4 protein-coding genes are annotated in these 2,011 nt (G+C 69.7%); 1 reads left to right on the top strand and 3 read right to left on the bottom strand.

The window, feature by feature from the left end; genetic code table 11:
* From VGJ14_07135 to VGJ14_07125, 3 genes are all read right to left on the bottom strand, one after another.
* The coding region (locus VGJ14_07135) for a hypothetical protein (protein HEY2832182.1) at positions 1-606 on the bottom strand (606 nt) is incomplete at its 3' end.
* A 256-nt stretch (positions 607-862) separates the two neighbouring features.
* Positions 863-1,036 carry a hypothetical protein gene (locus VGJ14_07130; protein HEY2832181.1) on the bottom strand — a complete coding sequence of 58 codons (174 nt, stop codon included), beginning with the start codon at positions 1,034-1,036 and terminating at the stop codon, positions 863-865.
* Positions 978-1,661 carry a GNAT family N-acetyltransferase gene (locus VGJ14_07125; protein ID HEY2832180.1) on the bottom strand — a complete coding sequence of 228 codons (684 nt, stop codon included), beginning with the start codon at positions 1,659-1,661 and terminating at the stop codon, positions 978-980. Before VGJ14_07125 ends, VGJ14_07130 begins: the two co-directional genes overlap by 59 nt.
* A gap of 103 nt (positions 1,662-1,764) precedes the next feature.
* Between VGJ14_07125 and VGJ14_07120 the strand changes: the two genes are divergently transcribed.
* Positions 1,765-2,011: hypothetical protein (locus VGJ14_07120; protein ID HEY2832179.1), on the top strand; the 247-nt coding region annotated here is incomplete at its 3' end.

Here is a 2,011-nt window from a genome sequence, read left to right as displayed (position 1 = left end):
GCCCGTCTCGGTGAACCACAGCGCGCCGTCGGGGCCGTTCACGAGCACGCCGGGCGCTGCCTGCGCGGTCGGGATCGGGTACTCGACGATGGTGTGGCTGCGCGGGTCGATCCGGCCGATCTTGTTGCCCATGGTCTCGGTGAACCACAGAGCGCCGTCCGAGCCGGTCACCATGCCGGTCGGCTTGGACCCCTGGGTCGGGATCGGGAACTCCGCGATGGCGCCGGTGGCCGGATCGATACGACCGATCTTGCCGACGCCCAACTCCGCGAACCACACTGCACCGTCCGGGCCGCCCACAATGCCGTTGGGCGACGCCCCCCGAGCGGGCAACGGGTATTCCTTCACCTGGTGCGTGGTCGGGTCGATGCGCCCGATCGAGCTGGTGCCCAACTCGGTGAACCAGATCGCGTGGTCGGGTCCGGTCACCAGTCCGGCGGGCCCCGCGTTCGCGGACGACAGCTGGTACTCGGTGATCGTGGTGCTCGCCCCGGCGCCCGCGGCGATCACCAGCATGGTCACCGCCGCTGTGGCGGCGACCGCCGCCAGTCGGACGGCCCAAGTGCTGCGCGTCGGGCCGATGGGCATTCCGATGCCACGTGACATGTCCCTGACTCCCCCTGGATTGCGGGCGCGCCACCGTTCGGCGCTGCTGCCCCTGCGGCCATGACACAGGCCGGATCCGCAGCGGAGAAGGACTTCGCGGCCCGGGCAACCCGTTCGGCGCAGTTGTCGGTGCGAGACACCCGTTACCGGGGTGCATTCAGCACGCAACCGATGCCTTCGGGTTTGCCGGAGGAACACGACGGGCGCCGCCCGGCGATTGTTGCGCCGGGCGGCGCCCGTTGGTCAGACGTGGCGCTCAGCCGAGGATGCCGCCCAGCAGCCCGCCGAGGAGGCCGCCATTGCGGTAGTAGCTGCGGCGGTACGAGCGGTCCCAGCCGCCGTCCCAGTCGTTGTCCCAGCCCCAGTCGTCGTCATCCCAGTGACGGTGGTGGTGGTGATGGTGATGGTGGTGGTGATGGCGGTAGCTCATCATTTCCCCTGTCTGTCGACTCAGGTCCGAGCTGCTCCGGGACGATCGAACGCCCGGAACAGGACGATTCCGACAAATCGGATGCTACGCGCTCGAATTCGCGGTACGCGCGGGTGCTGCCCTTGAGTTCGACGTACTCAACCCTGCCGGCCACCTGCCGGTAACCCGCGCCGACCGCCACCGCGACCGAGGCGGTGTTTCGCTCCTCCACCTTGGCGTAGATCCGGCGCAGTCCGGCGGGGCCCAACCCCCATCCGGTGATCAGGACCAGCGCCGTGCGGGCAACCCCGCGGCCCCGCGCGGCCGGGACCACCCAGTACCCCACCTCGGCCGCGCCGGTGACCCGGTCCACGTGGTGCAACCCGCAAGCGCCCCACAGCCGACGCCCCGTCACGTCGGTGACGGCGAACGGCGCGGACACCCCCTCCAGCCACTCCTGGCGGGACAGCGCGATGAACGCGTCGGCGTGTTCGCGGTGGTACGGCACCGGGATCCGGGTGAACTGCTGGACGTCCGGGTCCTGGCAGGCGGCCAGCACCGCGGGCGCGTCGGCGGCCTCCCAGACCCGCAGCCGCACCACCCCATCGGTCAACGTCGGTCGGCGGCCGGGCCACGGTGTCCCCACGGACCCAGCCTGCTCCCCGACCGCAGCCGCGTGCCGCCGATTATCCGGTTCGCCCCACTTTGTCCGGGCGCGTTGGCCGGTGCCGGGCTGACAGACTGGCCGGGTGACGATCGACCCGAACGCCCACGACACATTCGTGCTGCGGCAGAAGTTCACCCTGGGCATCAATCGCTATTTCTTCTCGGTACCTGACGGTGCCTCGGACGGCGAGCCGTTCTGCTTCGTCGAGCAGAAGCGCTTCAAGTTCAAGGAGGACATCGGGTTCTTCAGCGATGAAACGAAGTCGCAGCAACTCATGCGCATCCTGGCGCGGCAGCGCTTCGACCCGAAGGCGCGCTACGACATCACCA

The organism is Sporichthyaceae bacterium, assembly GCA_036493475.1.
In the GTDB taxonomy this organism is placed as follows: Bacteria; Actinomycetota; Actinomycetes; order Sporichthyales; family Sporichthyaceae; genus DASQPJ01.
This window is presented reverse-complemented; position numbering and strand designations above follow the sequence as displayed.

Coding starts and splice junctions, on each gene's coding strand:
- VGJ14_07130 (HEY2832181.1), bottom strand. CDS start 1,036: ATGAGCTACCGCCATCACCACCACCATCACCATCACCACCACCACCGT.